At 54.2% G+C, this 25,809-nt stretch carries 25 protein-coding genes; 14 read left to right on the forward strand and 11 right to left on the reverse strand.

The genetic code is table 11. The features are described 5' to 3' along the window. Window positions 1-69: 69 nt before the first annotated feature. Entirely contained in the window at window positions 70-489 is a 420-nt protein-coding gene (locus tag SH580_RS09165; protein ID WP_319834696.1) for a hypothetical protein, read from the reverse strand. 171 nt (window positions 490-660) lie between these two features. On the opposite strand from SH580_RS09165, the gene SH580_RS09170 reads away from it, so the two are divergent. Next, window positions 661-1,770: a DEAD/DEAH box helicase gene (locus SH580_RS09170; protein WP_319834697.1), complete on the forward strand. Its 1,110-nt coding sequence runs from the start codon at window positions 661-663 to the stop codon at window positions 1,768-1,770. Between the two features lie 134 nt (window positions 1,771-1,904). Then, window positions 1,905-2,729, forward strand: a complete 825-nt coding sequence (locus SH580_RS09175) for a 5'-nucleotidase, lipoprotein e(P4) family (protein ID WP_319834698.1) — start codon at window positions 1,905-1,907, stop codon at window positions 2,727-2,729. 15 nt (window positions 2,730-2,744) lie between these two features. Here SH580_RS09175 and SH580_RS09180 read toward each other — a convergent pair whose 3' ends face one another. The 3 genes from SH580_RS09180 to SH580_RS09190 all read right to left on the reverse strand — a co-directional run bounded on the left by SH580_RS09180 (window position 2,745) and on the right by SH580_RS09190 (window position 4,949). After that, on the reverse strand, window positions 2,745-2,996 hold the full coding sequence (locus SH580_RS09180) for a hypothetical protein (RefSeq protein WP_319834699.1): 252 nt from the start codon (window positions 2,994-2,996) through the stop codon (window positions 2,745-2,747). A gap of 11 nt (window positions 2,997-3,007) precedes the next feature. Beyond that, on the reverse strand, window positions 3,008-4,006 hold the full coding sequence (gene pyrC, locus SH580_RS09185) for a dihydroorotase (RefSeq protein ID WP_319834700.1): 999 nt from the start codon (window positions 4,004-4,006) through the stop codon (window positions 3,008-3,010). Window positions 4,007-4,073: 67 nt separating this feature from the next. Beyond that, window positions 4,074-4,949 carry a hypothetical protein gene (locus SH580_RS09190; protein ID WP_319834701.1) on the reverse strand — a complete coding sequence of 292 codons (876 nt, stop codon included), beginning with the start codon at window positions 4,947-4,949 and terminating at the stop codon, window positions 4,074-4,076. Between the two features lie 352 nt (window positions 4,950-5,301). Here SH580_RS09190 and SH580_RS09195 point away from each other — a divergent pair, with 352 nt between their 5' ends. Beyond that, window positions 5,302-5,505, forward strand: coding sequence for a cold-shock protein (locus SH580_RS09195; RefSeq protein WP_308983669.1), 204 nt, complete (start codon window positions 5,302-5,304; stop codon window positions 5,503-5,505). Window positions 5,506-5,729: 224 nt separating this feature from the next. On the opposite strand, the gene fmt is transcribed toward SH580_RS09195, so the two are convergent. Beyond that, window positions 5,730-6,701, reverse strand: coding sequence for a methionyl-tRNA formyltransferase (fmt, locus tag SH580_RS09200; RefSeq protein WP_319834702.1), 972 nt, complete (start codon window positions 6,699-6,701; stop codon window positions 5,730-5,732). A gap of 15 nt (window positions 6,702-6,716) precedes the next feature. Further along, window positions 6,717-7,376 carry a 3'-5' exonuclease gene (locus SH580_RS09205; protein ID WP_319834703.1) on the reverse strand — a complete coding sequence of 220 codons (660 nt, stop codon included), beginning with the start codon at window positions 7,374-7,376 and terminating at the stop codon, window positions 6,717-6,719. 771 nt (window positions 7,377-8,147) lie between these two features. Between SH580_RS09205 and SH580_RS09210 the strand changes: the two genes are divergently transcribed. Together SH580_RS09210 and SH580_RS09215 are read left to right on the forward strand one after the other, a co-directional pair. Next, complete coding sequence (locus SH580_RS09210) at window positions 8,148-9,065, forward strand: ABC transporter permease (RefSeq protein WP_319834704.1); 918 nt, start codon at window positions 8,148-8,150, stop codon at window positions 9,063-9,065. Continuing rightward, window positions 9,058-9,942: an ABC transporter permease gene (locus tag SH580_RS09215; RefSeq protein WP_319834705.1), complete on the forward strand. Its 885-nt coding sequence runs from the start codon at window positions 9,058-9,060 to the stop codon at window positions 9,940-9,942. The genes SH580_RS09210 and SH580_RS09215 overlap by 8 nt, the downstream gene beginning before the upstream one ends. 6 nt (window positions 9,943-9,948) lie before the next feature. Here SH580_RS09215 and SH580_RS09220 read toward each other — a convergent pair whose 3' ends face one another. Beyond that, window positions 9,949-10,410 carry a hypothetical protein gene (locus tag SH580_RS09220; protein WP_319834706.1) on the reverse strand — a complete coding sequence of 154 codons (462 nt, stop codon included), beginning with the start codon at window positions 10,408-10,410 and terminating at the stop codon, window positions 9,949-9,951. A gap of 193 nt (window positions 10,411-10,603) precedes the next feature. Here SH580_RS09220 and SH580_RS09225 point away from each other — a divergent pair, with 193 nt between their 5' ends. Continuing rightward, entirely contained in the window at window positions 10,604-11,335 is a 732-nt protein-coding gene (locus SH580_RS09225; protein WP_319834707.1) for a PEP-CTERM sorting domain-containing protein, read from the forward strand. Window positions 11,336-11,568: 233 nt separating this feature from the next. Here the strand turns inward: SH580_RS09225 and SH580_RS09230 are convergent, their stop codons facing one another. Continuing rightward, window positions 11,569-12,429, reverse strand: coding sequence for a DUF2971 domain-containing protein (locus SH580_RS09230; protein ID WP_319834708.1), 861 nt, complete (start codon window positions 12,427-12,429; stop codon window positions 11,569-11,571). Window positions 12,430-12,847: 418 nt separating this feature from the next. After that, window positions 12,848-13,957, reverse strand: a complete 1,110-nt coding sequence (locus tag SH580_RS09235; RefSeq protein ID WP_319834709.1) for an AraC family transcriptional regulator — start codon at window positions 13,955-13,957, stop codon at window positions 12,848-12,850. Window positions 13,958-14,105: 148 nt separating this feature from the next. On the opposite strand from SH580_RS09235, the gene SH580_RS09240 reads away from it, so the two are divergent. The 3 genes from SH580_RS09240 (at window position 14,106) to SH580_RS09250 (ending at window position 17,020) form a co-directional block, all read left to right on the forward strand. Beyond that, complete coding sequence (locus tag SH580_RS09240; protein ID WP_319834710.1) at window positions 14,106-15,203, forward strand: PfkB family carbohydrate kinase; 1,098 nt, start codon at window positions 14,106-14,108, stop codon at window positions 15,201-15,203. A 126-nt stretch (window positions 15,204-15,329) separates the two neighbouring features. Beyond that, window positions 15,330-15,953, forward strand: coding sequence for a bifunctional 4-hydroxy-2-oxoglutarate aldolase/2-dehydro-3-deoxy-phosphogluconate aldolase (locus SH580_RS09245; protein WP_319834711.1), 624 nt, complete (start codon window positions 15,330-15,332; stop codon window positions 15,951-15,953). A gap of 74 nt (window positions 15,954-16,027) precedes the next feature. After that, window positions 16,028-17,020: a peptidylprolyl isomerase gene (locus SH580_RS09250; protein ID WP_319834712.1), complete on the forward strand. Its 993-nt coding sequence runs from the start codon at window positions 16,028-16,030 to the stop codon at window positions 17,018-17,020. Between the two features lie 60 nt (window positions 17,021-17,080). Here the strand turns inward: SH580_RS09250 and rlmN are convergent, their stop codons facing one another. Beyond that, a complete protein-coding gene (gene rlmN, locus SH580_RS09255; RefSeq protein WP_308947937.1) occupies window positions 17,081-18,190 on the reverse strand; it encodes a dual-specificity RNA methyltransferase RlmN in 1,110 nt (369 codons plus the stop codon). Window positions 18,191-18,281: 91 nt separating this feature from the next. On the opposite strand from rlmN, the gene radC reads away from it, so the two are divergent. Next, window positions 18,282-19,001, forward strand: a complete 720-nt coding sequence (radC, locus tag SH580_RS09260) for a RadC family protein (RefSeq protein WP_308947939.1) — start codon at window positions 18,282-18,284, stop codon at window positions 18,999-19,001. Window positions 19,002-19,115: 114 nt separating this feature from the next. Here radC and SH580_RS09265 read toward each other — a convergent pair whose 3' ends face one another. Further along, window positions 19,116-19,865: a class I SAM-dependent methyltransferase gene (locus SH580_RS09265; protein WP_319834713.1), complete on the reverse strand. Its 750-nt coding sequence runs from the start codon at window positions 19,863-19,865 to the stop codon at window positions 19,116-19,118. 175 nt (window positions 19,866-20,040) lie between these two features. Here SH580_RS09265 and SH580_RS09270 point away from each other — a divergent pair, with 175 nt between their 5' ends. From SH580_RS09270 to SH580_RS09285, 4 genes are all read left to right on the forward strand, one after another. Continuing rightward, entirely contained in the window at window positions 20,041-21,768 is a 1,728-nt protein-coding gene (locus SH580_RS09270; protein ID WP_319834714.1) for a hypothetical protein, read from the forward strand. A gap of 9 nt (window positions 21,769-21,777) precedes the next feature. Next, window positions 21,778-23,352: a coiled-coil domain-containing protein gene (locus tag SH580_RS09275; RefSeq protein ID WP_319834715.1), complete on the forward strand. Its 1,575-nt coding sequence runs from the start codon at window positions 21,778-21,780 to the stop codon at window positions 23,350-23,352. A gap of 263 nt (window positions 23,353-23,615) precedes the next feature. Beyond that, the gene (locus SH580_RS09280; protein WP_319834716.1) at window positions 23,616-25,403 is read left to right on the forward strand and encodes a PAS domain-containing protein; all 1,788 of its coding nucleotides are present in this window, start codon (window positions 23,616-23,618) and stop codon (window positions 25,401-25,403) included. After that, on the forward strand, window positions 25,396-25,809 hold the full coding sequence (locus tag SH580_RS09285; protein ID WP_319834717.1) for a response regulator: 414 nt from the start codon (window positions 25,396-25,398) through the stop codon (window positions 25,807-25,809). The genes SH580_RS09280 and SH580_RS09285 overlap by 8 nt, the downstream gene beginning before the upstream one ends.

Consider the following 25,809-nt stretch of genomic DNA (forward strand, 5'->3'; position numbering starts at 1 on the left):
CGATGGCCAAAGTGAACACACTTTGGGGTCACATCCAACGGACAGCCGTTAAACGGGTATCAGGAAATCTCAGACGCGCAGGACCGTCGTCTGCAGATAGTCATCAGTCAGCCACGTAGCTTGCGGTGATGCACACGGCGGCTCTGGCCATTGATACACAAGCGCGAGCGAAGGCTCCGGCACTTGCAAGAAGTCGATTAAAACAGCGAGCAAGACCAAAGGCGCAACGAACTGCGCTTCAGACTGGAGTCGCGTAGGCGGCAGCTCCTCCGCAATTAGTTCGATGTCGATACATCTCTCGGCAGCCGTCGCGCAAGACGCTTCAACAGCAACCGAACAATGATCTGCCAAGCAAGAGCTCGCCTGAACAGCGTCCTCACTCACAGATCCCCCAAGGTCTTGATGAATACAAAGCAGCAAGCCTCCGAACGCGCCCAAAAGCGCATTCCAAGTAAATAGGCTAATCAGCCCAACGATGCATAGTTTCATTCTCACGACTCAGTTAGTGAGAGCTCAGACATCTAAAACTGTCAAGGGTTTCTCAGCTATTTCTCACAACTTATGAACGTATAATTAAGGCACTCCCCCAGACGCAGCGGCCCATACGATTCCTGCGTTTATGCGTCGCCTCGATCCCCCAGCTACAATTGACTGGCCAATATGTCTACTTTTCAATCACTCGGACTTTCGCAAAAACTCACTACCGAGTTAGCACGACTCAAGCTCCACACACCCTCGGATATTCAGGCGCAGGCTTGTGCGCCTCTCACTGCACAGCGCGATGCATGGCTCAGCGCCCCCACTGGAAGCGGCAAAACACTGGCCTACCTGCTGCCCTTGCTGAATCAAATCGAGGTCGACACGACAGACTTGCAGGTAGTGGTCCTAGCCCCCACCCAAGAACTCGCGGTGCAAATCCACGACTGTATTCGACAATTGGACGCGACTGGCAATCTCGCCATTCGTAGCCAGCTCTTAATCGGCAATGCATCTGCGAAACGTCAAAAAGAAAAGCTGAAACAAAAGCCACACATTGTCGTCGGCTCCTGCGGCCGCATGCTGGAACTCAGCCGCATTGGCAAACTGAAGCTGCACAAATGCCGCGCAGTCTGTATCGACGAGGCCGACAACCTACTGGCCGAAGATCACATCGAAGATCTGGAAGCTTTGCTCAAAATGATGCCCCGCGACCGCCAGCTCGTGTTCGCCTCCGCCACCGATAAGAGCGACACCTTTCGAATCGCCGAATCGCTAGGCAAAGCGGTGCAATGGATTCGCGGCCAAGCCATCGTCTCGGAAGTCGAAGTGGAGCACTTTTACATCGAGTCCAGCTTTCACCGCAAGACCGACATCTTGGGCAAGCTACTGCGACACTTGCAAGCGGCGCGCGCGCTCATTTTTACTCATCGCAATATCACCGCCGAAGAAATCGGCGAAGGGCTGGAGAAATACGAGCTAGGCCACACGGTGCTGCATGGCGGCATGAGCAAATTCGACCGCCAGATGGCGCTCAAACAATTCCGCAAAGGCACAGCCACAGTATTGATCGCCTCCGATATCGCTGCCCGCGGCTTAGACATCAAGGGTCTCACTCACATCATAAACTTCGACCTCCCCACGCTGTCCGACGACTATATCCACCGCGCCGGGCGCACAGGCCGCATGGGCGCCGCGGGCATGGCGATCTCCATCGTAACCGATGAAGATGCCAAACTCGTCCAACGCTACGAGCGCGACCTACACATCACTGTGCAAGCGCTCGACTTGTAAAGCGATCCCGGGTGCGCATAATTTTCTGTGATAAGACGCACCCGATCTTTCATCGCAATTCACCAATTGGCACGAATAGTGATGTTGAGCGAGACTCAGTAATACACCCAGCAAAAGTATTGACCACAATCGTAATGAAGAAAACTCCACACAGCCTTAAACGCCTACTCATCAGCTCTGCCGCAGTCGCCGCCAGCCTACAATTTTTGACTGGCTGCGTGACACATGCCCCGGAGCGCATCTCCGACCAAAGCACTCAAGCGGTGCTCTGGTTGCAAAACTCAGGCGAGTATCAGGCGCTCTGCTATCAGGCCTTCAACGCCGCCAAAGACGCCGTCGATCAAGCAAAGGCAAGCCAAACTAAACCCTGGGCCGTGGTCGTCGACCTGGACGAGACCATGCTCGACAACAGCCCCTATGCGGCGTGGCTCTTACACAATCAAGACAGCTATGCTTCCGCGACTTGGGCCGCATGGTGTGAGGCCGCCGAGGCCCCCGCCCTTCCGGGCGCGCTGGAGTTTGCAAAATACGTGATCGCGCAAGGCGGCGCACTTTTCTATGTGTCCAATCGCTCCGATGAGGTATTCGACGCAACTGTCAAGAACCTACAAGCGCTCGGCTTCCCCGAGCCCACTGCCAGCCGCGTATTCTTAAAAACGGATACATCCAACAAACAAGCTCGCTTCCAAAAAGTCACCGACGCCGGCTACGAGATCGTCCTAATGATCGGCGACAATCTCAACGACTTCCCCGAAATCGGCACCTGGCACCAAGCCAACGAGCCGCGCAATCAAGCCACCGCGAGCTACCAATCCGAATTCGGACAACGCTTCATCGTATTGCCCAACCCTTCCTACGGGGATTGGGAAGCCGGCATGGCTGACGGTTACCATGGCCTCAGCGCCGCAGAGAAACTCAAGCTGCGCAGCGAAAGCTTGAAGCCTTGGTCGGGAGAATAAGAAGAACCAAGCAAATCAATTACGTCCGATACCAGCGAGTTCGTCGTAAAGCGCTTGCCACTCCGTCGCGAGACTCGTGGTGCACACTGGCACCACCGCGCGATTATACCAATACTCCGCATTCCCGAGATCGCCCTCGACGCGGTGCAAGTACGCATGCACCCACGCCGCCTCGGAAGTGACCATGTCTTGCACCAAGGCGTGTGCCTTTGCCCAGTCGCCTGCCTGCTCGGCCTCCAAGGCTTGGATGTAAACGTTCTTCTCCATTTGAGTCGCGCTTAGGAAATATCTGTCACTGCCCAAGGCAAAGTCTCGCCCGCTCGATAGGGCACCACATCGCCGTAGCGCGCCGGCATGTCCATACCGATCTTTTCCAGCTTCACCGTCTTGGCAGGTGGCGTAAAACCGTGAATCCGCTGGGCATTACCACTGACAAAGGCTTGTAGATTTCCCAAGGCATCGTGTTGCTCAAAGAGTTCAACCAGAGTCGGCAAGCAAACCGGCGCGGTGAACAGCCCCGCCGCACAGCCACAACACTCCTTCTTGGAAATCGGGTGCGGCGCGGAATCACTGCCAAACATAAGCTTGGGATGCCCCGCCAGTGCAGCCTGCAACAATGCTTCGCGGTCCTCAGGACGCTTTGCGATGGGCTTACAAAATAAATGTGGATTGAGCAGCCCCCCCGCCACATCGTTCAGCGTGATCACCAAGTGATGCAGCGTGACCGTGGCATATAAATTCTCGTAGCGATCGAGCAGCTCGACCGCATCACGCGTGGTGATGTGCTCCATGGTGATTTTCAATTTGGGGAATTTCTCAGCCAGTTTAGCATACACGGGCAGAAATTCCTTTTCACGATCCATTACGAAACCGTGGGTTTCTCCATGAATCATCAGCGGGATCCCCATTTTCTCCATCAAGGCAAAGGTCTCTTCCACCTCGTCCAGCGCCTTAACGCCCGCCTCGCTGTTGGTGGTCGCACCAGCGGGATAGAGCTTGATGCCGAATATATGCTCACGCGCCGCCAGCAGTTCCGCTTCGGAATATTGACGAAAAAAGAGCATCATCAACGGGTCGAACACGTCATCACCCCGAGCCGCCTCGATTTCCTGACGATATTGCAGCAGACGCTCCAAATTATCAACCGGAGGCACCAGGTTCGGCATAATGATGGCTGCCGAGAAATGCTCGGAAGTGAGCGGCGTGACGCGCTCTAGCATGGCCCCCTCACGCAGGTGCAAGTGCATATCGATTGGCGAATTGATCGTAAATTCCATTTAGCCAAACTAGAGGAAGCAAAAGCAGGACCGCGAATAAAAAAATGACGAAACCAGCACTACAGCACTACAAGCGTGGAATGAATATCGAGGAGGCTCCGAGCAGTTCATTGGTGACCGGGTGCCTGATTTCACAAGCCGCATAGTTCTCTCGGCCACCATACTTCGCACGCTTCAACAAAAACTGTCGGGCGATTTCACGTGCTTCTACCGCATAATCAATCGGAGCGGTCTCCTTAGGTAACCAGTAAAAGACCAGCCTCTCTTCTTCCACATTCAAAGTTACAGCCTCATAGTTTTGATGGCACCAGATTCGCATCTCCGCCCAGAAAGCCGCCTCCCCCTTTTCGGTCCCCAAGCGATAGCGCGAAGTCGCTTTCGACCCCATATCCACCACGACGGGCTGCACATCGTAGCGGTCACCATGCGTCTCTTTAAACCAGCCGTAAAAGTCGGTCTCATACACAGAGAGACTCAAATAATTTCCGTCGATTCGGCAAAAAATCTCTCCGCCAGGCGACAAACCGTCCACTGAAATGGACACTCCTTTGGGAAATTCCATAAAACCAAAGTCTTGCCCATTATAGCGAATCGGCACTCGGACTGCCAACTTCAGATTCAGCGACTTCGGCCACAACTGGCGCTGCGCAGCGATCTCCTTAAAAGTAATCTTCGGCAAGGGCGCAGGTTCCACCACAACCACAGCCTCGACAGGCTCCGGTTCCGCAGGGGCGACCACAACAGGCGCAGGCTCAGGCTCTGCTTCCAACACCTCTTGTTGAGGCTCGGAAATACCGACCGTCTTGCGAATCGAGTGCGCCAGTTCAGAATCCTCGGACTTGGCAGCCCAGAATAAAACAAGCGCACAGCCCCCGCCTAGAAGCAGGAAAACCAATAATGTTTCAAAGAGTGCGATGCGTTGCGCTTTGTTCTTTTTTTTCACAATAATAAGATAAGCTCTTATTTCTATTTCCAACCACAGGTCAAGAGGACAGAGCAGATCCCGCAACAAAGAAGACGTTTAGCAGAATATTTAATAACAGTCCACAGCTCAGCCTAACGAGGCCCCAATCGCGGCGCAAAGCATGCAATCCGAAGTGATCGTCAGCTCCAAGCTAATGCTCATAAACTAAGCCCACAAGCAACACAGACGGGCTTCGCATGACGAATTCTCGCCCCAAATGAAGCCAAGATGACGATTATTAGCGACAAAGCCCAATCCTTCCGATACATCAGTAAACGCAGGTGTCCGCAAACGGCGGGTATCTGTGATTAAAATAAGACACACAAGTAATATGAGCACAGGAAATGTAAAATGGTTCGACGCCGAAAAAGGCTACGGATTCATCACACCAGAAGACGGCGGCAAAGATCTCTTTGTCCACCACTCTGAAATCAAAATGGACGGCTATGCCTCCCTCGAAGACGGCCAGAAAGTATCCTTCGAAATCGGCAGTGGTCCTAAGGGACCATGTGCAACCGAAGTTGCCCCCGCTTAACCGGACATACACCCATTTATAACAAAACGCGCGCCCGCAAGGGAGCGCGTTTTTTTATGTTTATAATCCTTAATTCAGAGGTCGGAGATCGGAAGTCATTCACTGTGAAGCAATTAGTTATAAAAATCACGGCATGCGCTATTTTCGCGAGACAGGAAGTGCCATAACTTATTAACATACAGATCTGACCTCTGTCCTCTGTCTTCTGTCCTCTGAATTAAGGTTCAAACCAACAAAGGCGCACTGGCCACGCTGGCTAAGACCTCGCCCTCTTCGATAGGATAGCCGCGCAGAAAATCCGGCGCGGGCAACATGCGCCCCCCGGGACGTTGCAATTCATGCAGCGAAACCACCCCCTCAGCTGTGGCCACCTCGACGCAGTCACCGACTGCCACCACTGTGCCCGGCTGCGCACGACTGCTACTAGCGGATACCGTGCAGCGCCCCACTTTCACCCGTGTCTCCCGATGATCGAAGTAGCCTCCCGGCCAGGGCGTGAAGGCACGCAAGCGCGCATCCAGAGCGGCTGCGGATTGATTAAAATCGAGCGCGCCATCTTCTTTCGATATTTTGCGACAGAAAGTAGTCTGGCTCACATCTTGGGGCACAAAATCGAGCTGCCCGCTCAGCGCCGCAGCCAGGTCGCGCTGTAGCAGCGGCACCACGGCCTCCCCCACCTTGGCGCGCACGATGGGACTGGTGTCGGTGCTTTCAATTCGCACAGATTCACGGTCGGCGACATCACCGGCATCCATTTCTTTCACGATCTGCATCAGGCAGACCCCGGTCTCCTGCTCCCCGAGCGCGATGGCGGTCTCGACGGGCGAGGCGCCCCGATAGGCGGGCAAGAGGGAGCCGTGAAAATTCAACATACCATGTGTGGGCGCTTCGCGCACCGACTTCGGCAAGAAGTGCCCATAGGCCATCACAAAAGCCAGCGCGACCGACTCCGCGCGCAACCACTCCGCCAGCGCGGCATCGGGCTTGTCGGGCTGCAAGAGCTGGATGCCCTGCTCGCTGGCATAGGCCGCGACGGGATTTTGCTGCAGCTTTTTACCGCGCCCTTGCCGGCGGTCGGGCTGTGTGACGACCGCCGCCAGCGTGCACAACTGCGAGCCCTGCTCGACTAGATAACGCAGCCCCGGAAGACAGATGGCATCGGAACCGAAATAAACGATTTTTGGTAAATCAGACATAGAAAAAAATCAGTGCTAGAGGAGTTCTTGTTGGCCCATGTTCTCGCGCGCGGCGTCGGAGGCGCTGCTCTGTAAAAAGAGCCAGCGCAAGGTGGCCTCGGCCAGTGTCGGCTCCTCAGAGAGACGACGCAAGAGCAAGGCCGAGGCGAGCGCATCATACAGCGCACAATGATAATGACGCCGCTCGGCCGGGCAAATCACCGCGGCCTGCGCATCCAGCGCCGCTTGCAGCTCAAACAAAGTGATCAATACCTGCAGCTTATGCTGCTCTAACTGCGGATAAATACTGCGGTAGATGTAGAGCGTGTCCAACCAAGGGCCCCAACTGGCGGTGCTTTGCCCCGGCTCCGAAAAGTTGGGCGAAGTGCGCGGATAGGACCAAACCGCGCGCAAAAAGCCGTCTTCCACTGCAGCATTGTGCGCGCAAAAGGGGCCCGTCTCACGCAGCCGCGCAAAGAGCGGCCACTCCGCATCGAAACGTGCCTCGCCCGCAGCACGGTCTTCAGAGATGCCATGTTGTCCACGGTCGATGTCAGTGATCGTGCCGATGGGCGCACAGATCCGTGTCTGCGAAGCGACAATCTCGCCCTGCTGCAGCGTGACGTAGCCGTATTCCACGACCCCGCTCTGGCGGCTGCCTTCAAAATCAATGACATGGATGGGAGTTTCGAACATGAGAAATTAATATGCGAGCGCAGGCTAACTCGGAGGCAGCCCCGCGCAAGCGCAGAGACTGTCCTTTGCTTTTTTCGCAGGGGTTTCACTGATGACAATGCCATTGCATATAAAAAATGCCTCTACTTATAGACACCAAAAAAGTTTACGCTTCCCGGGTGCCACCCCCTACAATCAGATACAATCAATGCCTTGGATCGGCTTTTTTTTGACAGAATGATTTAGGACAGAATGATTCTTAGGCTCGGTGTGATTAAAACTGCGTGGTCACCCGTTATTTTTAAGCAGAATCATTTTTAGGCAGACGGAGTTCTGACGGAGATGGCGGAGCAATCATGCCTACACAGCGCAACACGTTAGAGTGGCATGATTCTGCCTCTAATGATTCTGCCTGAATTCTTTTTTTTTACTCAAAACTGACTAAGGTGTCCGTTCGACGGGCACTCGATTCGAACTTAATTTAAAATCCACGTAGTTTGAATCACACCCTCTTAGGCTCGGCGCTCGTTCACAGCATTGCTTAAGTTAACATTATTCTGTCCTAAATCATTCTGTTCGAATCAGCATCAGGCTACGTCAGCTTGGTAATGATTGTACCTAAAGAATGCCCTCCATGAATACGATCGTCATCGCATCAAATAATAATGCGTAAACAATAATCCTAATATGCAATGGCATTGTCACTGGTGAAGCCACTACGTTTATGAATTTGATATTTGATTCACGCACACAGTCGTTCAAACAATATTCCAACTTCTCACTTCTCACTTCGTGTTTCAACTCATCCTCAGACGTCTACTGCAAGCCATCCCCACATTGTGGGTAATTGCGACAGCGACCTTTGTCCTGATGCAGCTCACGCCGGGAGGCCCCTTTGACACGGAAAAAGATATTCCGGAAGAAGTGCAGGCGCTGATCAATGCCCACTACGGCTTGGACCTGCCGATGCATGAGCAGTATCTACGCTTTCTGGGGCAACGCTTGCGGGGCGATTTCGGGCCTTCTTACAAATATGCGGGCTGGGATGTGGACGAAATTATCGCGCAGAGCTTTCCGGTCTCATTGGAGCTGGGCTGCTACGCGCTGCTGGTCGCCTTGGCAATCGGCACCCCCATCGGCGTGTTCGCCGCGCTGCGACACAAGCGGCCGTCGGAAACTGCACTCATGGGCTTTGCCATGCTGGGCATCTGCCTGCCGGCCTTTGTGCTGGGGCCCATCCTGATCATGGTTTTCAGTATGCAACTCGGCTGGTTCAATCCCTTTGGCTGGAATACAGCCAGCGACCGGGTGCTGCCCTCAATCACGCTGGGGCTCTTTTATGCGGCCTACATCGCGCGCCTGGCACGCAGCGGCATGTTGGATGTGATGCGGCTCGACTATATTCGCACTGCCCGCGCCAAGGGTTTACGCGAGCGTGCGGTGGTGTTGCGGCACGCGCTGCGCACTGCGCTCTATCCGGTAGTGGCCTACCTGGGGCCCGCTGTAGCAGGGCTGATCAGCGGCTCCTTTGTCGTGGAAACCATCTTTTTCATCCCCGGGCTGGGCAGTTTCTTTGTCAATTCCGCCTTCAACCGCGACAGCACCATGGTGATGGGCACCGTGCTGTTTTACGCAGTGCTCATTTTATTTTTCAACCTACTGGTGGACCTCATTCAAATGTGGATGAACCCACGCACCCGCCATGACTAAGCTCGAACGCGAACAGACAGCGACCGACGTACGCTCACTGGGACGCGACGCCTGGGAACGCCTGTGCGCCAACCGCATGGCACGCATCGGCGGCGGACTCTTTATCGGCATCACCCTACTCTGCTTGATCGGGCCCTTTTTTGTGCCCTACTCGCTGGAAACCACCCAGTTGGCCTACGGCGCTCAGCCTCCTTCTTGGTCACACTGGTTTGGCACCGACGAACTCGGTCGCGACTTACTGATACGCACTTTGATTGGCGGACGCATCTCCATCGGCGTCGGCTTCGCCGCGACCGCGGTGGCGCTGCTGATCGGAGTCGTCTATGGCATGATTGCCGGCTACTACGGCGGACGCATTGAAGCCGGCATGATGCGCTTCGTCGACACGCTCTACGCACTGCCCTTCACCATTATCGTCATTTTGCTCACCGTTCTACTCGGCCGCAGTATTCTATTGATCTTCCTCGCCATCGGCGCGGTGGAATGGCTGACCATGGCCCGCATCGTGCGCGGACAAACCAAGGCGCTGCGCAAGCAGACTTTTATCGATGCCGCCATCGTAAATGGCGTGCCGACTCGCCGCATTCTAGGCCGACACATATTGCCCAACCTACTCGGGCCGGTGATTGTCTTCACCACCCTCACCATTCCCGCCGTGATTTTATTGGAATCCGTGATCAGCTTCCTCGGCCTCGGCGTGCAACCGCCAATGAGCTCCTGGGGCATCTTGATCAACGAGGGCGCAGTCAAACTAGACATCTACCCTTGGATGTTGATCTTCCCCGCAGTCTTTTTCTCGCTCACGATCTTCGCGCTCAACTTTGTGGGCGACGGCCTACGCGACGCGCTAGACCCCAAGGACTCGGGCGATTCCTAGGGAAACCTAGAAGCCCTTCTTGCGCAGAACCTCTTCAAGCTGAGCTTGGAAGGACTGCACATCTTCGGGGCTAGGACGGTATTCAGGGTCATCGCCTGGGATCAGGCCGAGCTGTCCTGCAGCGCTGAGTTGCCAGCCCAGGCTGACGCCATCGCTGAACTTCACCGTGCCACTGACCAGCGCGCCCGGACGCATAATCGCATCCACATCAACAAATACGGAGCCATCGCCGCCCTCATCGACAAGTTCCGCCTCGGCGTTTTCGGCCTCCGCATCGGCGGCGTCTTCACCCGCGTCCGGCTCTTCTTCGACCACTGCGATATCCAAGTCGTCGACCAAGAAACGCACATCCATATAAGTCATGGAAATTTCAAATTCTTCGAGCAGCGAACGCTGCACATCGGCCAGCGAGCGGCCTGCTTGAACCCATTGTGTAACTGAGGCTTTTTGTTCGTCGGTAAGTTGCATAATCGGTCAAGTTGAAGATGGCGTGCCGCTCGTCAACCACGAAGCAGGAAATTGCAGGCGAGAAGAGCGAAATTAGAGAGCTTAGCGAAATAAAGAAAAAAGTAACGCTTGACGAAACTCGCACACATTATGCTGATGATAGAATACGGTATGTAATATTTACTATTACAATAAATATTCAGCAGAAAACAAAATGAAACATACATATTTAATCTCCACTCTCACGCTTGCTACGGGATTCATTCCTATGGCTTCCCATGCCGCCATAATAACATGGCTATCGCCAACGAACATCTCTGGCGATTCTGATGTCTCAACTGAAGGCGACTTCGTTTTCGCTGCCAGCTTTTACACCCTAACTACCAGTACCACAGTAAACGGTGTAACTTTTTCCGGCGGTGGAAACATTAGCGACATGGCGGACTCCAGTCCCTACGGTACGGATTTAACCTACAACTTTTACGACGCAAACGATACCGCTTTCACCTCGGCAGTCGAACCATATAGTAAATTGAGTGCGGATTACCAAACTCTCCTGCAAAGCGCGATCCTCGGACAGAATAATGGCGGGGCCTTAACTCTGACGCTTGGAGATCTGACACTTAGCCAGGAGTATCAGCTCCAAATTTGGGTCAATGATCCGCGGGGAGGTGGCGTTGCTTCTCGTTACACGACCATCACGGATGGACCAGTGCTCGAGTATAGCGTAACTGATGACTCTGGGAGTGCGGGACAGTATGTGATCGGCACTTTCACTGCTGACGCGACCACCCAGAGCATCACAATTTCTGGAGGCACAGATTCAGGCAGCTCAAGCAACCAAATAAACGCACTTCAGTTACGTGCGGTTCCCGAGCCGTCTTCGACTGCCCTACTGATCGGTGCTATGAGTAGCGCTCTTCTACTTCTCCGCCGGAGGACTTAATTCATGCAAGTGTCTGCGGAGAACAAAAGATGCCACGGACTTAAAGGGCTTTATTGATGACTTCATTTGATTGCGGCAATGCTCCGTCATTGCCGCAATCAAGGCCTAAATATCTCAAAACTAGAGGGTTGCAACGGAGTGCAACCCTCTAGCTTCTGACCAGACATCTGCTTAAATCCATGACATTCAGATATGAGCATTCGGCGCTGATGCGAGCGATTGATAACTGATTGTTAGGCTTTGTAAATTTCTTCATAGGTTAGGGCGTAGTCGCATTTATGGTAATTTGCCTTTCGAATTTGCACATGAGGATATTCAGAACGTGCTAGTGTCGTAATTCTTTCGATTTCTCTTTTCGGCGAATTAATTCCAAAATCAATCTGCAGTATTATTTCAGGTTTAAATCGTATAAAGGATCTTACTTCGCCATCGTCACCTTTCACATCCTTGCAATCAGAAGGTTGAGCAAATAAACGATACTCTTTTTCGTAACTCCAACCTTCGGCTTTTGTTCTAACTGACTCGATAATTGTTTTTTGGGTTTCCTGTATTTCAGCAGTATTTGTGAGGTCCAAGCCAGCACGTTCTTTACTATACAAAACTTTCTTTATTAAGTAGGGATGCTTTATCGAGTCATTCAGTCGAAACTTCAATCTGACTCCCGTGTGCTTAGCGGCGTAGTGTGACCACATTAGAATTTCTTCGTGAGGTAGAAGCTCAGTTGAAGTAAAGCAAGATAGCCGAAAATGCTTCTCTGCCATTATTTTGCATAACAATGGATCTGGGGTCGATATAGTGTCATAATCATCAAAATACTTTCGTGAAAGATTCTCGAACTCACTTCGCATAAATTTCTTAAAGTCCGATTTGTTTTTTATCGCTGGATTGTTTCTCTTTATTTCACGATAGAAGTATTCAGATTTCATCCGGCTTTTGATGTATCGTCGCGCCTTTGCCATGGTGATCTGCCCTTTACTCCTGTATAGAAACTCAAACGGATCATTCAACGAACTTGGCCTAGCAAGCATCAGCATTTTGTCTTTTAGTGTTTCAAATGCATGAGACGCAAAATATCTGTATAGCTCAATTTCCATTTCTTTACCCAACAGTAGTGTTAGTACTTTTTGATAGACATTGGCGCCACTAAAAATTAACGCAATAAAGATTAGAACAATAAACTAAATTACTGTATGTGAGCATAATGCAAACAATCCACCTGCGTAAAATGTTTATCCGAAATAGCGAGCACGTAGAGGAGCCTTGCTTCGCGTGTATGCGTGGGTTCGTGTCGCTTAGAATCAGCGCTTTTTGCATCAGCCATCCTATTGCTCTGGTGAATTGATATTGGACGTCCTTCCTACCTCTCGTCACCTGTTCCTAATTTGGATTCACTTACGCTTGGACTTCGACGCGGGCATAGGGTGCGGGACTGAGTGAGTGCTGGAGTCGTTCGAAGCTTTGGTGATTTTCGAATGGCGTCTAGCTGTGGGCCCCGGCGCACGCTAATGATTTTCACAGCGCTTGCTGCGTGCGGTACTTGGTTGGTGTCATGCCGGTGTCGCGTTTAAAGCTGCGACTGAAATGTGGGGCGTTGCAAAAGCCTGTGAGCGCGGCGATGGTTTCGATGGGTTCTTGGGTGGTGCTGAGGAGCTTGCGGGCTTCAGCGATGCGCCTGCGGATTAAGTATTCGCGTATGCTGCTGTGCATTTGATTGCGGAAGCGTAGCTCTAAGAGGCGACGACTCACCCCGAGGTGCTCGGCGATTTCGAGGGTGCCGATGGAACGGCGCAAATGAGTGGCGATGTAAGCCAGCGCTTGCCTGACCAGCGGGTCGGTGGCGGCCAAGGCATCGGTGCTTTGACGCACGGTGATGCCTTGCGGGGGGATCAACTTGAGGCGCTCCGCGAGGGGCTCGCCCTTTATGATTTGATCCAACATGGCGGCTCCTTCGTAGCCGATGCGCGCAAGATCGTAGCGCACACTGGAGAGTGTGACCCACTGACTCTCGCAGATCAGTGCGTTGTCATCGGCCCCCAAGAGTGCGACGTCGTCGGGAATGCGCAACCCCGCTTCGTGGCAGAGGTGCGCCAACCAGGCGGTATCGTAATCGCTTTTGGTGTAGATGGCACAGGGCTTGGGTAAATCCAGCAAGCGCTGAGTGATGTAAACGGGATCCTGCGCCTTGACGGTATCGAGTCGCACACAATCAATACCGGCAGCGGCCAGCGTGTCACGATACGCCTGATAACGAGTGCGACTGACTGGGTTGATCGCCAGCCCGAACCAGGCGCAGTTCTGGTGCCCGAGTGCTATAAAATGCTCCGCACCGAGGTGCCCCAGCGCGGTATTGTCCGCAGCTACCCGGGGCAGATCAATGTCTTCGCGCCAGATCGACAGGTCGACCGTCGGCACATCGGCTTTCAAAACAAATTCTTCCAGCTGGCGACTGAAATTCAGCGAGGTAATGATGCCGTCCCCCTTCCAGTGCTCGGGCAGCTGAAAATCCTTGAGAATACTGACGTCCAAGTGCCAGCCGTGCTGCCCCGCATAACGTGCGATGCCTTCATGCGCGGCTTGGTCGTAACTGCCCAAAACCATCAAAATATGCTTCCTGCGTGCCATTTGCGCAAAAGTGCAAATCTTTCTAGCAATATGCAATTTTTATCTTAAAGGCCTGCGGCGTATGTTGATCGTTTTTACACAATCCCGGTCGTCCTTTTTTTTAAGCAAAGGCACGGCTGCAATCAATGTCCCCACAACTAGTTCTCTTATGGCTATCGATATCAAATCCCCTGACTCATGTGAATACGGCTGCATCTCGCTCGGCGAGGTGATGCTACGCCTCGATCCCGGCGAAGGCCGCGTCCACACCACGCGCCAGTTTACAGCCTGGGAAGGCGGCGGCGAATACAATGTCGCCCGCGGCTTGCGTCGCTGCTTTGGTCTGAAGACCGCGGTGGTCACTGCGTTTGCGGACAATCCTGTCGGTCGCTTGGTAGAAGACTTCATCCTACAAGGCGGCGTCGACACTGACTTCATCAAATGGGTGGAGTACGACGGCATCGGCCGCGAGGTGCGCAACGGCCTGAACTTCACCGAGCGCGGCTTCGGCATCCGTGGTGCTGTCGGCTGTCCTGACCGCGGCAACACCGCCGCCAGCCAGCTCAAGCCCGGCGACATCGACTGGGAAGAGATCTTCGGCAAGCGCGGCGCACAGTGGTTCCACACTGGCGGCATCTACGCAGCGCTCAGCGCCACCACACCAGACGTCGTCTTGGAAGCAGTCAAGTGTGCGAAGAAGCACGGCACCATCGTCAGTTACGATTTGAACTACCGCCCATCACTCTGGAAAGACTTCGGCGGCCTCGCTAAGTGCCAGGAAGTGAATCGCGAGATTGCACAATATGTCGACGTGATGATCGGCAACGAAGAAGACTTCACCGCCTGCCTCGGCTTCGAGGTCGAGGGCGTGGATGAGAATATCTCCCACATCCCAGTGGAAGCCTTCAAGAAGATGATCGGCACCGCCATCAAGCAGTTCCCGAATTTCAAGGCCACTGCAACCACATTGCGCGCAGTCAAAACCGCCACTGTTAACGACTGGGCCGCCATGGTTTGGCACGACGGCGAATTCTACGAGTCCATGCAGTTCCCGGAATTGGAGATCATGGACCGCGTGGGCGGCGGCGACAGTTTCGCCTCGGGCCTGATTTACGGTTTCCTTACCGAAAACGATCCACAGGAAGCGGTCGACTACGGCTGTGTGCACGGTGCCCTCGCCATGACCACTCCCGGCGACACCACCATGGCCTCGCTCAAGGAAGTGAAAAAGATCAAAGCCGGCGGCGGCGCTCGCGTGGATCGCTAGAGAACATCGAACGTTGAACTTCCAACGTCGAATGCTGAACCTTGCTTCAGCACTCAAATCTAGTTTCTAAAATCTCTCATTCATTCAAAATTCAAAGTTGGACGTTCAATGTTCGACGTTTCCCCCATGTCCGATCTACACAAATTCCCAGTCATCCCTGTCATCGTGCTCGACGATGCCAACGACGCCGAGCCACTCGCCGAAGCGCTGCTGGCCGGTGGCCTCAACATTATCGAAGTCACCTTCCGCACCGCGGCTGCAGCCGAATCCATTGAGCGCATCGCGAAGGCCTTCCCAGAAATGCAGGTCGGCGCCGGCACCGTGGTGACGCCCGAGCAAGCCAAGCGCGCGATCGATGCCGGCAGTAAGTTCGGCCTCGCACCGGGCACCGATCCGGAAACGATCGCTTATTTCAAGCAACAAGGAGTGCCCTTCATCCCCGGCATTATGACGCCCAGCGACATCCAAGCCGCTGTCAAAGCAGGCTGCACTTCGCTCAAGTTTTTCCCCGCAGGCGCAGCAGGCGGTCCAAAGCTGCTCAAAGCAATGGCCGCCCCCTACGCCAACCTGGGCATTAAATTTTGCCCCACAGGCGGCGTGACGCTCGACAACATGAACGACTACCTCTCGCTACCCGAGGTCTTCGCCATCGGTGGCACATGGCTCGCCACCAAAGCGCAGATCCAAGCGAAAGAATGGGGCACCATTACCCAGCAGGTGAAAGACGCGCTGGCCAAGGCTTCGGCGTAATACCGCTTGACCGTCTAGGCACGGCTTCTATGTTCGCCTGCATATCACTTAATATGTATTGCTTGCGCACATCTATGAAGCATCTTCGCCTCTTCAGCTCTTTATTGCTCACCACCTGCTTGTTTCAGTCCAGTCTGCAGGCTCAACTCGCCCCCGATCCAGCACTCCTTCGCCTTGGAAATGGCATTGCAGCCATCGCTGAAGGGCAGATTATTACCGTCGAAGCGCTGCGCCGCGAACTGGAGCCCATTATCCCAAGATTGCGGGTCGAATCCAAGAGTGCGGAGGAATTTTCCAAGCGCATCGATCAGCTGAGTAAGGAAGTGCTGCAAAACATGATCGACCGCATAATCATCGTGAAGGCGGCCGAGGAGAAGGGGCTGATGATCCCGCCATCCTATATCGAACAGGAGTATGACGATGTGATCCAGCGCGATTTCGGGGGCGACCGTGGACGCTTTCTCGAGTATCTGCGCGCGCGAGGCGAAACTGCGCGCGACTTCCGCAAAGACATTTACAAGCGCGTGGTGGTCAACGTGATGCGCCAAGAATCGCGTCGTTCGCAGTCCGAGGTCAGTCCCGAACGCATCGAAGAATTTTACGTTAAGAACAAGATCCGTTTCTATCAGGCCGAGGCACTCCACCTGCGCCAAATCATTCTAACACCGCTCGCTGACGAAGGCTTAGTGCCACTGCGCCAGACAGCCAAGAAGGTGATCGATGAGCTCAATAGCGGAGCCAACTTTGGCGACGTCGCCCGCAAATACAGTCAGGATGAAATGAGCCGCAACGGTGGCGACTGGGGCTGGATCGAGCGCAAAGACATACGGAAAGAACTCAGCGACGCGGCCTTCAACCTAGAAGCGGGCAGCTATAGCCAACCAATCGAAATCGGAGGCACCATCTTTATTCTTTACGCAGAGGATAAGCGCGAAGAGATGATCCAGCCAATCGTACAGGTACGCGATATTATCGAGAACGTGCTGATCGGCGAAATCGCCCGTGAGACACAAGACAAGTGGCTGCAAGAAGTGCGTAACGAGGCTTACGTGCGTTATTTCATGTAGGCGATTATTAGCCGACATTCCCCCCTGCAAGCAAGTCAGCGTCCAAGGCAGCAATCTGTTTTACGAAGCCTGGCGAGTCTTCTCTGTTTGCAAGCGTAGCTGCCCACAAGCTGCGTTGATATCGTGGCCTTTCTCGCGACGGATCGTGCAGGAAACTTTCGCCTTACGCAGCGCCTCCACAAAGGCGTCCTGGCGGGGCACACTGGGGCGTTTCCACGGCAAGCCTTCCACTGTATTATAAGGAATGCAATTCACGTGAGCGTGAAGCTCGCGGGCAATTTTAGCCAATTCACGCGCCTGTTCCATGCTATCGTTGACGCCCTCGATGAGAATAAATTCAAGTGTCAACATACGGCCATGACGCTGTTGAAAGGCCTTGGCCGCAGGGATCAATTCCTCCAGCGGGTATTTTTTATTGACCGGCATAATCTGCTGCCTCACCTCATTCGTGGCCCCATGCAGCGAGATCGCGAGCCGCACGGCGATCCCCTCTTCAGCTAGCTTCAAAATCTGCGGCGCCAGCCCAGAAGTGGACACCGTGATACGGCGCGCCCCAAAATTCAGGCCCCAGTCCGCATTCAAAATACGGATAGTGCGCACCAGCGTATCGTAATTCGAGAGTGGCTCGCCCATGCCCATGAACACGATATTATCAAAGGAGGCAATCTCCTCACGAGCGCGATCCGTATGTGCGTCCTCACGACGACAGATATGCATCAATTGCGAAACCACCTCCGCAGCCATCAGATTGCGACGAAAGCCCGCCAAGCCGGAGGCACAAAATTTACAACCATAGGCACAGCCCACCTGGATCGACACACAGACTGTCTTGCGCGAATTTTCCTGCCCCACTCCCGTCTGCGGTGCGCGAATCAAGACCGTTTCAATCAAGGACTTGTCTTCCAGCTCCAGCAACAGCTTCTGGGTCACATCATTGGAGCGCTTATCGATCACAGGCGCCGTCGGATACAAGATGAACGTGTCATCCAACCAGGCACGAAAATCCTTGGGCAGATTCGTCATCGCATCCCAGGAATCGACGCGCTTTTTATAAAGCCACTCCATGACTTGCTTGGCACGAAAGCCCTTATAGCCCGCCGCTTCAATCTGCGTTTTCAGGCTTTCGAGAGTTTCGCCAAAGAGGCTCGGTTTTTGAGGTGTAAATCGCACGCAGGGGAACTTGCACGCTTTATTCAGAAATTCCACTGCAAATTTCGTGTTGCAAAAATCAGATAGTGCTCTAGCGTTCACATGTAAGATTATGAGTGTCATTTATTCAAGCAATCGCCGCATTAAAGACATGCTGGCGAGCGAGCGTCCGCAAGAGCGCTTGGAAAAGCTTGGAGTGGAAGCGCTCAGCGACCGCGAATTACTAGCGATGATCCTACGCAGCGGCCCTCCTGGTGTGGATGTGGTGAGCATGTCGGAAGAACTGCTCCACAAGGCTGGCAGCCTCACGCATCTACTGCGCTGGTCCGCCAAGGATTTTCAGCAGATACGGGGCATCGGCAAAGTGAAGGCACTGCAGCTGATCTCCGTGATGCAATTCGCCAAGCGCATCTTAACCGAAGACATGGGCAACGAGGTCATCTTCGACAGCTCGGCCATGGTTGCCCGCCATTTTCGTCCATTAGTCGCGGGCGAAGAAATCGAACGCTTTTGGGTGCTCTGCCTCGACCGCAAGAACCGCCTAATCAAGCGTGAAGAAGTGACCAAAGGGACGGCTACGAATTGCCTGGCGCACCCACGTGAAGTCTTTCGCGAGGCCATCAAGCAAGGCGCCACAGCCATCATCGCCGTGCACAACCACCCTAGCGGCGATCCAGCCCCCAGCCGCGCCGACATACAAGTCACACGCCAACTGCGCGAATCCGCCAAAGTCATCGGCATCGACCTGCACGACCACGTCATCGTCGGGCACAAGGCCCACGACCCGCAGGGTCTCGGCTACTACAGTTTCAACGAAGCCGGCCTCATCTAGCCTCCGCCCTCAAGTCTCAGCTCTCAGCCCTCAAGTCCCCGCCCTCAAGTCCCCGCCCTCAAGTCGCGGCCCTCAAGTCCCCGCCCTCAAGTCGCGGCCCTCAAGTCCCCGCCCTCAAGTCGCGGCCCTCAGCGGCTTCTGCACCACCCAAAAGCGGCAATCATCAGAAAAGGCTTCCACCTGCGCAGACTCTTGCCCCAATTCGCTGCGCATGACAGAGGCTTCGACATGGAAGCCTACTTTAGCTAGCAGCGCCTGCATCTCGGCCACTGTTGGCACGTGCATGAAATGCGCCCCATGATCGGTCGCCTCGGTGCGATCGCCAAAGTCATCCAACTCCGCCTTTTCTGTGCCGTATTGCCAGCGCAGGCTTTCGGCCTCCCAGAAGTCGCGATGCGCCGAACGCTCACGATCATGCGAAGTAAAAACAAACCAAGCGCCCGGACGAATCACCCGCAAAATTTCCCGCAAGGCCTGTTCCCGCTGCGCGAGCTGCGGGATCTGCATCAAACCATTAAAACCAAAAATCGCGCCATCAAACAGATTATCCTCAAACTCTAACTGCGTGGCATCGCACACCCGGCAGTGCATCGCATACTCCAGACGCTTGGCCAACTCGCGCGCCTGCGTCACCATACTGCGCGAATAATCCGTAGCCAACACATTCCGGTAGCCCAGCTCATACAAACCGAGCGCAATACGCCCCGCACCGCAGCCCAATTCCAAAAGCGAATCCTGCGGCGTAAAGACACGTGTGAAAATTTTCTCCTCCGACGCCCAAAGCCCCAGGTCGGCCGCAGCCTGCGCGTAATAGTCCACCACACCCTCCGAATCAAAATATGCTTTTACCTGTTTAACGTCCATTCGAGAAAATCAACAAAGGGCACAATCACTGGCAAATCGAAAGCAAAAGTTTAGCCAGAAAGGCCCCACTTCAAAGGCGGAGCGGGCTAAAAATAATGAACGACAATCGGCTGCCCCCCACTTTGTAGGGTTGCCAGTGGAACGAAAGCTAGCATTTTCATGACTCATTCGATTCATGTTGGCCATCTTCAAGACAATTACCCTCCTAGCCATCGCGCTGCTATTCGCCGCAGCTGCCTTGTTGATCCCTGCCCACTTGCGCTCAATCGATATCGCGGTATTGGAAGCCAACGCTGCAAATGGCGAAGCCGTCGATGCTGTGCTCAACGAAACCATACGCTCCGCCCACATCGGCTCCACACTACGCATTATAAAGGCCACCCGTGTCGCGCCCGCCATCGCGCAGACTTATCAGGCACAGGTACAGGCATTGATCAAACAACGCCCCAGCCTACGCGCCAGTGGCGGCTCTGACCGCACCTTGGAAGACTTCCTGGAATTGGTTCAAGCCAAGCCCCACGCAGGCATCCAACCGCTCCCGCTTTTGCCACAATTACTCCCCCGCAGTGAACGCGCCTCACTCAGCGGCATGCTTGCAGAATCCAATAATGCCAATGTCGCCGCCCTACTGGGGGCCCGCGACATCCCCGGACTCATTCGACTGCACCCCGCCAGCCATGCCGCTGGCGCGCCCTACGACGCCGGCATCCTCACACTAGCACTACTAATCGAAGGCGGACACTTCAGCCCGGCCATGGCACAGAGAATCGGCCAGACCGCCTCGCAAGCCAGCCTCGGCACCCCTGCCGCTGTTCGCGCTTTAGAAGACTTCGCCATCGCCACACTCTCCCTGGGCCGTCAACTCGACCATCGCTCACTCGCCGATTTGGCAAGTATCGCCCAAAGCCTCTCCGACTGGGGCGAAATGGCCACTCTCTTTCGCGCGCAGCCCGACCGCGTCGACGCGCTCTACACCGCGTTGCGCTTCGAGGGGGCCTCCTCGCCCATCTTTACCTACCTCGCCACCTACCCCGAAACTGGCAACCGCGACCTCGATGCGGCCCTGGCAAACGGTCCTCGGGCCACCCATGAGATCCTAAGCCAGGCACTCCCTATCTACCGCCCCGGCAGTGGTCTGGCCGCCACCGTCATTCCTTTTCTGAGTCAATACCGCCCACATGACCTCGTGCAGCTGAGCTTGGAAAGCCGCAGTACCGCACTTGCGCTCAAAGCCTGCCTATTTGTATTCTCCGGCCTAGCCTTCGCGCTCGCAATGGGAGCGGCCTGGCGCGCCAGCCTGAGCGAAGTAAAACCAATCGCCCGCAGCACGCCCTCCATCGTCGCCCGCAACTTTTTCATCAGCTTGGTCGTGGCACTCACCCTATGGGCGCTGTTCGAGCCTGAAATTCTCAAATCTAAAAACACAGACACCGACTCCGACACCGCACCACGCATCGAATTCGTGGTCGCCGACACCTTAGAATCTCTTAAATCACCCGTTAAAGCCATGCAAGAACTCAATCAAGTCACCCTACTCGTGCTCGCGCTCTTTTTTATCACGCAGCTCGTCATCTATTGCTTCTGCCTGATAAAGCTCAAAGAGATCGCCAAGCAAAAGCTCAGCGCCTCCCTCAAGCTCAAGCTGCTGGAGAACGAGGAAAACCTCTTCGACTTCGGCCTTTACTTCGGCCTAGGAGGCACCGTGCTCTCACTCATCCTGGTCGCGGTCGGCATCGTGGAGGCCAGTCTGATGGCCGCCTATGCGTCCACACTCTTCGGCATCCTTTTCGTCGCGATGCTCAAGGTGATCAACCTGCGCCCTTACCGTCGCCACCTAATCATCGAAGCCAATTCAGAAATCAAAGACCCCGACGGCTCATTGATGAAAAACATCGAACTGTAGCCTAGCTTTATGAATAAAACACTCATGCTCGTCATATGCGACTTTCTGCTCTTGAGCATGCTCGCATTGGCACGTTTCGATCCACCTGAAGAAAAAGTGGAGACCGGTCTCGGCGTGACTGAGTCCTCAGCCACCGCTGAAGCGGAGTTAATCTCACTACTGGAAGAGTCTCTGGAATCGGAGCTAAACTCACGCCAAAACCTGACGGAAGACCTGACGGAAACCCGCGAATCTTTACAGGAAAAAGCGCGCTTACTAGCCGAACGTGAAGCCGCGCTGGAACAAACTCAGTCCAACTTGGAAGCGACCACAGCCAAGGCCCAAGAGCTGGAGCAAACCAAGGCCGAAATCGAAGCCGCACAGGCCGCCCTCGCCGCTGAAAAGGCCCGTATCGAAAGCGAACGCGCCCAACTCGCAGAACGCTTCGACAGCACTCGCACGGAACTCGAAGCCACCAAAGATGAGCAAGTGGCACTCGTCTCCACTCTCGGGCAACTCAAAGCAGAAAGCTCCGTCACCAAAGAAAAGCTCAGCCAGACCGAAGAAGAACTGATTGCCCGTGAGATCATGCTTGCCGAACGCGAAGCCGCTCTCAAAGCCGCCGAAGAAGAAAAAGCCAAGCTAGCAGCCGAACGTGAAGCGCTAAACCGCCAGTTGGAAGTCGCTCAAGCTGAACGCCGCTTGCTAGAGCAAAACCTCACCTCAGAACAAGCCGAGAAGCTGCTGCTGCAACGCGAAAAGGAACAAGCCTTTGCCCGCGCGGACCGCCTCACCGAAAACGTTTCTGAACTCGGAGCCGGCGTCAGCCAACTCGGCCAAGGCGTCAGCAGCCTCGCCCAGGCATCCGAAGATATTAAGAAAGAAATCGAAGCGGCTCGTCCGCAAACGATGAGCGAGATCTTCACACGCTTTCAAAACAACCGCGCCAGCCTCCGCTTCACCGCCACCGAGGCAGGCCTATTCGGCGCTCAGAACGTGCGCAACTACGATAGCAAGAGCATTCTGATCACCGATCAGAACGGTGCCACTTTTCTGGTCACTCACAGCTCAAACTCTCCCTTCGCCTTCGGTAAAAACGCCAACAACTTACTCGCCGCCAGCCTAGAGGTGACCCTCGGCAACCGCCGTTTCCCAGTCAGCCAAATCGGCTTTCTCAGCGCCGACCCTCGCATTTTATTCATCCCCCTGCCTCAGTCCGTGGTCAATAACTCCGGCCTGCAAACCTTCCCCTTGGCATTACAACCGGAACGGTGGGAAGAGGCCGTCTTGATCAAAAACGACGAGAGTAACTTCGGCCGCACCGGCTTCCGACGCCTGACCGAAAGCGAGCGCTTTCTCAAAATGGACCGCCCCGCACTCGGCCAGCTCTTTGCCGACTTTGCCTCCTCACGAGGCGACTTGGCCTTCACCAAAAACAGCCAGTTCATCGGAATCCTAACGGACACTGAACACGCCGTCGTAATCGACGACTTCCTAGCCAGTGCCATTACCCAGCTGGGCGCGGGATTCAACACTCAGAAAAACGCAGAGACCATGGATCGCCTACGCGACCGCGTACAGCAACTGCCCGAAAAAATCCGTTAAGCGCCGCTTGGAATATCTAAAATGACGCTTGTTCTGTGGGGCAAAAAACGTAGTCTTACCATGTTCTGCCCCAATCATCCAACAATCTCCCCAGCTTCCCCCGAAAGCTGATATTACTCAGCCCCGATCTATCCGAGGAGGCCCTGCTACGTACCCATCTGGAAAAAGGCTGGGAAGATAAATACGAGCTACAACACATCCAAACACTGGAGCAACTGCGCCCGCTCCAGCTGGAGAATCTTTGCCACGCGGTCTTGATCGATATGCGCAGTGGACGCGATGATTCACTGGAGGCGATACAGTATCTAGCAGACCTGCAAAACGGCGTCGCTTTGATTGCGCTCTGCCGCGATCATGAACAACTACAGCGCTATAAAGAAGTCATCCACCATTTGGACGACTACATTCTGGCTGAACATTTGGTAGATGGCGAGCTGCCCACCCGTATCACACACGCCATACGCCGCCGAAATAAAGAACAAACTCTACTCAGCGAACAGGCCCGCTTACAATCGCTACTCAATAATATTCCCGATGCGATTTTCTTTAAGGATTTGGAAAGCCGCTTCACCAAGGTCAACAAACGCATGGAGGACATCTACGGGCAATACCATGAGACAATTATTGGAAAAACCGACTTCGACCTATTCTCCCGGGAGCACGCGCAAGCAGCCTTCGACGACGAGCAAGAAATCATACGCACAGGCAAACCCTTGGTCGCCAAACTCGAAAAAGAGACTTTCGAGGATGGGCATTTCAACTGGGTCAATACGACCAAAGTCCCGCTCACAGATAACCACGGCCACATCATTGGCACGATGGGCATCTCACGCGACATCACAGAGCTAAAGCGCGCCCAAGATACGCTGGCCCAAGAGCGCACCTTGCTCAAAACAATCATCGAACATGCACTCGCCGGCATATTTGTAAAAGATCTAGCCGGGCGCTACCTGGTAGTCAACAAGCGCCATATCAAATATCTCGGAGCTCAAAGTGAAGCCGATGTCATTGGTAAAACACTCTACGACTTTTTCGAGCAAAACGAAGCCGCACGTATTTCTGCCACCGACGCGCAAATCATGCAGAGCGGCCAAGGCATCGAAAACTTAATTGACTACCGCCAGCGAGCCGATGGCTCGGAACTATGGCTGCTCACCAGTAAGGTGCCGCTGCAAGACGATCAAGACCGCTGTATCGGCCTAGTCGGCATCTCCTTCAATGTGACAGAGCAAAAACTAGCCGAGCGCCGACTCAAAGACACCATAAAAACCCTCGAAGAAACCCGCCTCCAATTGATCGAAGCGGAAAAGCTAAAAACAGTAGGCCGCCTGGCAGCTGGTGTCGCACACGAAGTCAAAAACCCGCTCAATGTAGTGAGCCTGGGCGCCGAATATTTGGAGGGCCAAATAGAGGGCCCGGAAGAAATGCTACAAGTGGTTCGCGACATGCGTGAAGCAGTACAAAAGGCAAACCATGTGATCTTTGAACTACTCGACTATTCATCCCCCCACAAAGTCGAGATGCAAGTCGCCAACATAAACGAAATCATTAGCCAAGTGCTCGGCTTGATGCGGCACAACTTCAAAGAAGCCTGCATCCAAATCGAAGAAACACTCAGTAGCGAGATCGAGCCCGTTCGCATCGACGCCTCCAAGATAGAACAAGTCTTTATCAACCTGTTCCTCAACGCCATCTCTGTCATGAAAAAAGGCGGCACACTGACCGTGCGCACCGATGTCATACAAATGAAAAGCACCGGTGGCAATGTCTCCAGTGCCATGACTGAGCTCTTTCGCATCGGCGATACAATCGTGGTAATCGAGGTGCTCGACACTGGAACAGGGCTAAGCAAAGAAGATCAAAGCAAGGCTTTCGATCCATTTTACTCGACCAAAGCCACCGGCTCAGGCACCGGCCTCGGGCTCTCCGTGACTCGCAGCATTATCGAAATGCACCATGGCATGATCACTCTTCAAAACCGCAAAGACACTACAGGCGCGCACGTACGCATATTACTGCCCGCCGCAACCTACGATAATGACGATGATTAAATTCAGAAAATCGACTCCCGCAAAAGACGCCCGGCGTGTGCTCGTCATCGACGACGAGCCCTCCTTCACGCGCATGGTCAAACTCAACCTGGAAGGCACCGGCAACTACATAGTCGAAGCGCTCAACGAAAGTCGCAAGGCGCTGGAAGTGGCCAAAGCCTTCGGGCCTGACATCGTCTTGCTCGACGTTGTCATGCCTGAACTCGACGGTGGCGATGTCGCGCTAAACCTACGCAGTCGTAGTGCCACCAAAGACATCCCCATCATCTTCGTCTCCGCCATGGTCTCGCAACAGGAGTCTAAAAAAGGCTTCTATCAAAGTGGCGGCGAGCATTTCCTGGCCAAACCAGTGGATAAAGACACACTCTGCGGTGCCATCGAAACAGTGCTCTCAACGATACACTAA

It is taken from the genome of Coraliomargarita algicola, assembly GCF_033878955.1.
Taxonomy (GTDB): Bacteria; Verrucomicrobiota; Verrucomicrobiia; order Opitutales; family Coraliomargaritaceae; genus Thalassobacterium; species Thalassobacterium algicola.

What these genes read in the sequence shown, in the direction of transcription:
- SH580_RS09165 (WP_319834696.1), bottom strand. Translation starts at nt 489, where the DNA reads ATGAAACTATGCATCGTTGGGCTGATTAGCCTATTTACTTGGAATGCG.
- SH580_RS09170 (WP_319834697.1), top strand. Translation starts at nt 661, where the DNA reads ATGTCTACTTTTCAATCACTCGGACTTTCGCAAAAACTCACTACCGAG.
- SH580_RS09175 (WP_319834698.1), top strand. Translation starts at nt 1,905, where the DNA reads ATGAAGAAAACTCCACACAGCCTTAAACGCCTACTCATCAGCTCTGCC.
- SH580_RS09180 (WP_319834699.1), bottom strand. Translation starts at nt 2,996, where the DNA reads ATGGAGAAGAACGTTTACATCCAAGCCTTGGAGGCCGAGCAGGCAGGC.
- pyrC (WP_319834700.1), bottom strand. Translation starts at nt 4,006, where the DNA reads ATGGAATTTACGATCAATTCGCCAATCGATATGCACTTGCACCTGCGT.
- SH580_RS09195 (WP_308983669.1), top strand. Translation starts at nt 5,302, where the DNA reads ATGAGCACAGGAAATGTAAAATGGTTCGACGCCGAAAAAGGCTACGGA.
- fmt (WP_319834702.1), bottom strand. Translation starts at nt 6,701, where the DNA reads ATGTCTGATTTACCAAAAATCGTTTATTTCGGTTCCGATGCCATCTGT.
- SH580_RS09205 (WP_319834703.1), bottom strand. Translation starts at nt 7,376, where the DNA reads ATGTTCGAAACTCCCATCCATGTCATTGATTTTGAAGGCAGCCGCCAG.
- SH580_RS09215 (WP_319834705.1), top strand. Translation starts at nt 9,058, where the DNA reads ATGACTAAGCTCGAACGCGAACAGACAGCGACCGACGTACGCTCACTG.
- SH580_RS09220 (WP_319834706.1), bottom strand. Translation starts at nt 10,410, where the DNA reads ATGCAACTTACCGACGAACAAAAAGCCTCAGTTACACAATGGGTTCAA.
- SH580_RS09225 (WP_319834707.1), top strand. Translation starts at nt 10,604, where the DNA reads ATGAAACATACATATTTAATCTCCACTCTCACGCTTGCTACGGGATTC.
- SH580_RS09230 (WP_319834708.1), bottom strand. Translation starts at nt 12,429, where the DNA reads ATGGAAATTGAGCTATACAGATATTTTGCGTCTCATGCATTTGAAACA.
- SH580_RS09235 (WP_319834709.1), bottom strand. Translation starts at nt 13,957, where the DNA reads ATGGCACGCAGGAAGCATATTTTGATGGTTTTGGGCAGTTACGACCAA.
- SH580_RS09240 (WP_319834710.1), top strand. Translation starts at nt 14,106, where the DNA reads ATGGCTATCGATATCAAATCCCCTGACTCATGTGAATACGGCTGCATC.
- SH580_RS09245 (WP_319834711.1), top strand. Translation starts at nt 15,330, where the DNA reads ATGTCCGATCTACACAAATTCCCAGTCATCCCTGTCATCGTGCTCGAC.
- SH580_RS09250 (WP_319834712.1), top strand. Translation starts at nt 16,028, where the DNA reads ATGAAGCATCTTCGCCTCTTCAGCTCTTTATTGCTCACCACCTGCTTG.
- radC (WP_308947939.1), top strand. Translation starts at nt 18,282, where the DNA reads ATGAGTGTCATTTATTCAAGCAATCGCCGCATTAAAGACATGCTGGCG.
- SH580_RS09265 (WP_319834713.1), bottom strand. Translation starts at nt 19,865, where the DNA reads ATGGACGTTAAACAGGTAAAAGCATATTTTGATTCGGAGGGTGTGGTG.
- SH580_RS09270 (WP_319834714.1), top strand. Translation starts at nt 20,041, where the DNA reads ATGTTGGCCATCTTCAAGACAATTACCCTCCTAGCCATCGCGCTGCTA.
- SH580_RS09275 (WP_319834715.1), top strand. Translation starts at nt 21,778, where the DNA reads ATGAATAAAACACTCATGCTCGTCATATGCGACTTTCTGCTCTTGAGC.
- SH580_RS09280 (WP_319834716.1), top strand. Translation starts at nt 23,616, where the DNA reads ATGCGCAGTGGACGCGATGATTCACTGGAGGCGATACAGTATCTAGCA.
- SH580_RS09285 (WP_319834717.1), top strand. Translation starts at nt 25,396, where the DNA reads ATGATTAAATTCAGAAAATCGACTCCCGCAAAAGACGCCCGGCGTGTG.